At 38.5% G+C, this 4,127-nt stretch carries 6 protein-coding genes; 2 read left to right on the top strand and 4 right to left on the bottom strand.

What is annotated here, in order from left to right:
- Window positions 1-98: 98 nt before the first annotated feature.
- Window positions 99-599: a hypothetical protein gene (locus FTT64_RS14195; protein WP_098714803.1), complete on the bottom strand. Its 501-nt coding sequence runs from the start codon at window positions 597-599 to the stop codon at window positions 99-101.
- Window positions 596-1,525 carry a MobA/MobL family protein gene (locus FTT64_RS14190; protein WP_180182512.1) on the bottom strand — a complete coding sequence of 310 codons (930 nt, stop codon included), beginning with the start codon at window positions 1,523-1,525 and terminating at the stop codon, window positions 596-598. Before FTT64_RS14190 ends, FTT64_RS14195 begins: the two co-directional genes overlap by 4 nt.
- 282 nt (window positions 1,526-1,807) lie before the next feature.
- Between FTT64_RS14190 and FTT64_RS14185 the strand changes: the two genes are divergently transcribed.
- Together FTT64_RS14185 and FTT64_RS14180 are read left to right on the top strand one after the other, a co-directional pair.
- Window positions 1,808-2,224 carry a conjugal transfer protein TraD gene (locus FTT64_RS14185; RefSeq protein WP_059264774.1) on the top strand — a complete coding sequence of 139 codons (417 nt, stop codon included), beginning with the start codon at window positions 1,808-1,810 and terminating at the stop codon, window positions 2,222-2,224.
- Window positions 2,225-2,299: 75 nt separating this feature from the next.
- Window positions 2,300-2,719 carry a hypothetical protein gene (locus tag FTT64_RS14180; RefSeq protein ID WP_180182511.1) on the top strand — a complete coding sequence of 140 codons (420 nt, stop codon included), beginning with the start codon at window positions 2,300-2,302 and terminating at the stop codon, window positions 2,717-2,719.
- 837 nt (window positions 2,720-3,556) lie between these two features.
- Here FTT64_RS14180 and FTT64_RS14175 read toward each other — a convergent pair.
- Window positions 3,557-3,772, bottom strand: a complete 216-nt coding sequence (locus tag FTT64_RS14175) for a hypothetical protein (protein WP_004847384.1) — start codon at window positions 3,770-3,772, stop codon at window positions 3,557-3,559.
- Complete coding sequence (locus FTT64_RS14170) at window positions 3,762-4,058, bottom strand: BrnT family toxin (protein WP_059264768.1); 297 nt, start codon at window positions 4,056-4,058, stop codon at window positions 3,762-3,764. The genes FTT64_RS14175 and FTT64_RS14170 overlap by 11 nt, the downstream gene beginning before the upstream one ends.
- Window positions 4,059-4,127: the final 69 nt, after the last annotated feature.

Raw genomic sequence — 4,127 nt, 5'->3', positions numbered from 1 at the left:
AATCCATTTTTTGGTCATGCCATTCAAATAACAAGCCGTAATATTCAATTAATGGCATGATTACCTCTTTTCCTCTCGTGAAATAAAAAATATGCCTATTATTTTGGGTCTATGACACAAAAATCGCCATTTTTTCCATATCCGCACTGCTTTTTCATCACACGAACACACGGTTTAGATTCCTCTCCAACAGTACAGCTTCCAATATCAAACTGGATACCTTGCTGTCTTAAGCTCTCGATCTGCGGGATATTGCCTAAAGGTTTGATATAAACACTAAATAACCAAGTCATGGCCAGTATCAGAATGGCAAAGATGCCTAGAACAATGGTAATGAGCTTCCATGACAACTGATCACTGGCTGATTCAATTGAATTATTCAAGCGTCCAAGTGCTTTAGCAGTCTTAATAAGCTCCGCTGTACCCTCTTGTAAGCCCGTATTTAGCGATTTTGATACGGTGCTATGGGTTTGCCCTGCAATGACCTTTTGAATGCGTTCTTCGGTGATTTGAAGCTCTTTAACGGCCTGATTGACGAGGTTCTGCTGTTGTTCTGCAACTGCCATCAGTGCATATAGCTTTTTTTCATCAGGTGTCATCGGCTCATTCCCTTATAACTCATGGTTTTCTCTTGCTCTCGTTCTAATTTCTGCTGTTCTTTGTAGTGCTGTAAGGCAAGTTGTTTGAAGCTGTCAAAATCAGCCTTAAAGCTCTCAATGCCCTGTTTAATTTCTTTGTCTGAAATTGGGCTGTCTTTGAGTTCTTTCAGGTCTTTTTTCGGGTCGCCTAAGTCTAGTCGCTCAAGCTCTTTATAGGCTATACGTGACTGTTGCAAGGCTTCCCTGATTTCAGGGTCTTTAGCTTGGCTTGGTAATAGTTTCTTTTCGGGTTCTTTTTCTATGCCTTGCTCTTTGTAGCTTCGCATATCAATACGGCTATCAATTTGATGCTTTTCTAAATGGCTATTGCATAAATCTGCCCATCTTTGGCGTAGGTCTTTAATATCGGTTTTTCGTTCCTGGTAACTCTTGCCTGTATTGTCTTTTTTAGCTCCGCCACGTTCAGGATTTTTGCTGTTATAGCGTTTGAAATACTGCTCCGGATCTCGTTCGATTCCATCTTGCAGACGTTCATTAAACATGAGGTGGACGTGGGGCTGATCTTTGCCGTCCATTGCTTTAGGGTTATGAATCGCAAATTGATACGGATATTTTGAGCCGATCTCGGACTGAATGAAGTCCTCAACCAGTTCTAGGCGTTGCTCGGCATTCATCTCTCTAGGTAGGGCAATTTCATATTCTCGATAGGTACTGCCATTTTTGCGCTCGTAAAGGTCGGCTGCTTCCCAAAAGGTAATCGGATTATGTTCAGCCCATTTAGGCATGTTTCCATAATCGCTATGTTCAAGGTCGGTTTCTGCCTGTTCCTGTTTCAGCTTCTTTTCTTCATCCCGATCAATATATTCGGCATGCGGTGCTGCTTTTCCTGCTTTACCAACTTTGATACTCAATCGAGCAATTGCCATAAATTATCCTTGAAGCTTTTTAGTACTTCTTTTTTTCATTCAATTTTCAATTGAACGAAAAAAAGAAGTGTCAGGGTCTTAGGGATGAAGTCCCTAACGTGCTTAGGTTTCTTAATGAAATTGAGAAACGTCTAAGCGCGCCATCAAATTTTTGATGGAAGTATAGGCGAAAATATCTAGAACGACTTTAACAAAATTACGTTAACCGAACGTAAATATTTTGTTATCGTTCTTTGAGTATTGAGCCTGTACTTTTGCGGTATCAAAATTAAGGAATTGAATATGAAAAATGAATGGCTATCCGAAAAAATTACCTACATTTCTGCTTTAAAGAATCCCAGTGATGCACAAAAGCTTTTATTAGAATTAGCTCAAATCCAATACCGTACTCCCGACCAAGAGAAAAAATTGAATGCCTTGATCAAAGCTGAAAAAGCCATAGATCGAGCGAATAAACAGAAGATAGCAGTTAGAAAATTACTGAATGCAGAAAAGGAAGCTGAACGAAAAGCTCGTACACGTCATCTCATTCAATTAGGCGCACTTTTTGAAATTGCTAACCTTGATCAGCGTGACCCAGCCGAATTACTTGGAATTCTGCTTAAAACTGCTGAAATAGACCCAAATGATATGAAATGGCAAATTTGGAAGGATTTAGGATTAGAAGTTCTCAAACAACGTAAAAATAATTCAAATTAATTATAAGCTAAGCTAGATCAGCAATAAATTAAGTTATGATTTAACAAATCATTATGAGATTTCATAGGACAATTAATGAAAAAGTTTATCTTAGGACTCTGTCTATCTTTACCAATTCTCTCTCATGCAGCACCTAAATGGGAACTTGCTAATGTATTCATCACAAACAAAGATAAAGGTGAGATTTCTAAAATATATGTAGACAAAAATTCAATCAAAACAGCACCAAATAATAAGGATATTAGATATTTTTCTATAAAAGAAGTTCACTCAAATCCTAAAAATAATGTAGTGAAAAATAATTTAGCGATTGAATGTTCACAAGGTCTTTTCTTGAGTCCATTTACTAATCAATGGGAACCTATTTTTCAAAGAGGCTATATTATTGGTACTCTAAAAACCTATGAATATTATAGCTATACAACTGTTTGCGATGATGTCAGAGGAAAATATTCTAATAATATTATTATTAATACAAACAGAATTGGATTTTAATAATAGCCTAAGCAGAACAAGCTTCTCAAAAACTCTTCTATAAAAATATAAAAGCCTATAAAAGCAAAAGCACATGCTCTCAACTTCTCAACTCGTTACCAAAGCGTCGCACTTCGTGCTTTGGCTTTGGTGAACGGTTGAGAGAGTTTCGGCAATACTTTCCCTAAAGGCGGTCATTTAAAAAAATGACGCATCCTTTAAGTATTGCCGATTTACCGCATATTCTTTTGGCTTCGGAGCCACGTATATCGGTCGTATCCGCACATGGTTTTGCTGACCATGCAGACAAGGACTAAAGGTCTTGCACCTTCTCCCACACGCTCCCTGTCGAAGTATGGCGATATCTCTGCGAGGGTTTCCCCAACATGCAACTTAACCGACCTATACAACTACTTCCAACGCTCCGCCTTTGTGAGAATCCCCTGTAAGCGGTTTAGCCTTTCGACTATCGCTACGTTGCACCAGTGACACTTATTCCCTCCACATGCAACGCATGCCAATCCGTAAAACGGACACGCAGGAGCAGGCAAAGCTCGATCTAGGATGCTTATTTGATGATTTAAAACACGGATTAACGAAGACTTATCATTTTGGGTCTTGAACTAAACACTTTTTATTGTGAAAATAGAGTTCAGGTACAAGCCTTAGTGTGAAATCATAACGGTCGCCAAACCTTATGATCTTCGTTATTCGATGGTCGATACATCAAATAACTGCGTACCGCTGAATATAAAGCGAAAGCCCATTTAGTTTCAATACTGAATGGGCTTTTTCTTTGATCAATCAGACATTAAGACAAAAAAGGCAGGTCATATCTAATCATGACTAAATCCCTAATCAAGCACGTTTCAATGCCATAATATGGCGAACCATATCGTTAATATGTTGTTTTGTTTCATTATCTTGTGAACTTAACCATGCAACTACATCAGCATCAAAAGCCTGTGCTTGAGCTATGGCATGGCGTTCCTGTAATTTCTTCACAAAGCTAGGTTTAACCAATGGCGCATTGGTAGGGTCAAAATTTTTATAGCGTTCTAGTTCATTTTGCATTGCTGTACCTCCGCTTTTGGTGATGTGATGGTTCAAATGCAGTGATTATTCTCGCAACATCTCCACGTTCAACCCAAACCACTGTTAATAGTCTACCACGATTGCTTAAACCGACTGATATTAGTCGTTGTTCATCATAGTGTCCTACATCCTCAAAAGAGATCAATGCAGGATCAAGGAAAATACTACAGACCTCATCGAACGTGATTTCTCGCCCTCGATAGACTAAATCCATTTTTTGGTCATGCCATTCAAATAACAAGCCGTAATATTCAATTAATGGCATGATTACCTCTTTTCCTCTCGTGAAATAAAAAATATGCCTATTATTTTGGGTCTATGACACAAAAATCGC

Origin of the sequence: Acinetobacter sp. Q186-3 (assembly GCF_013420655.1) — a bacterium.
In the GTDB taxonomy this organism is placed as follows: domain Bacteria; phylum Pseudomonadota; class Gammaproteobacteria; order Pseudomonadales; family Moraxellaceae; genus Acinetobacter; species Acinetobacter indicus.
Note: the sequence above shows the minus strand (reverse complement) of the source record. Positions and strands in the feature narration are given on the sequence as shown.

Bases quoted from the DNA above. Each gene is read 5' to 3' on its own strand.
- FTT64_RS14170 (WP_059264768.1), bottom strand. From the start codon at position 4,058: ATGCCATTAATTGAATATTACGGCTTGTTATTTGAATGGCATGACCAA.
- FTT64_RS14190 (WP_180182512.1), bottom strand. From the start codon at position 1,525: ATGGCAATTGCTCGATTGAGTATCAAAGTTGGTAAAGCAGGAAAAGCA.
- FTT64_RS14175 (WP_004847384.1), bottom strand. From the start codon at position 3,772: ATGCAAAATGAACTAGAACGCTATAAAAATTTTGACCCTACCAATGCG.
- FTT64_RS14185 (WP_059264774.1), top strand. From the start codon at position 1,808: ATGAAAAATGAATGGCTATCCGAAAAAATTACCTACATTTCTGCTTTA.
- FTT64_RS14180 (WP_180182511.1), top strand. From the start codon at position 2,300: ATGAAAAAGTTTATCTTAGGACTCTGTCTATCTTTACCAATTCTCTCT.
- FTT64_RS14195 (WP_098714803.1), bottom strand. From the start codon at position 599: ATGACACCTGATGAAAAAAAGCTATATGCACTGATGGCAGTTGCAGAA.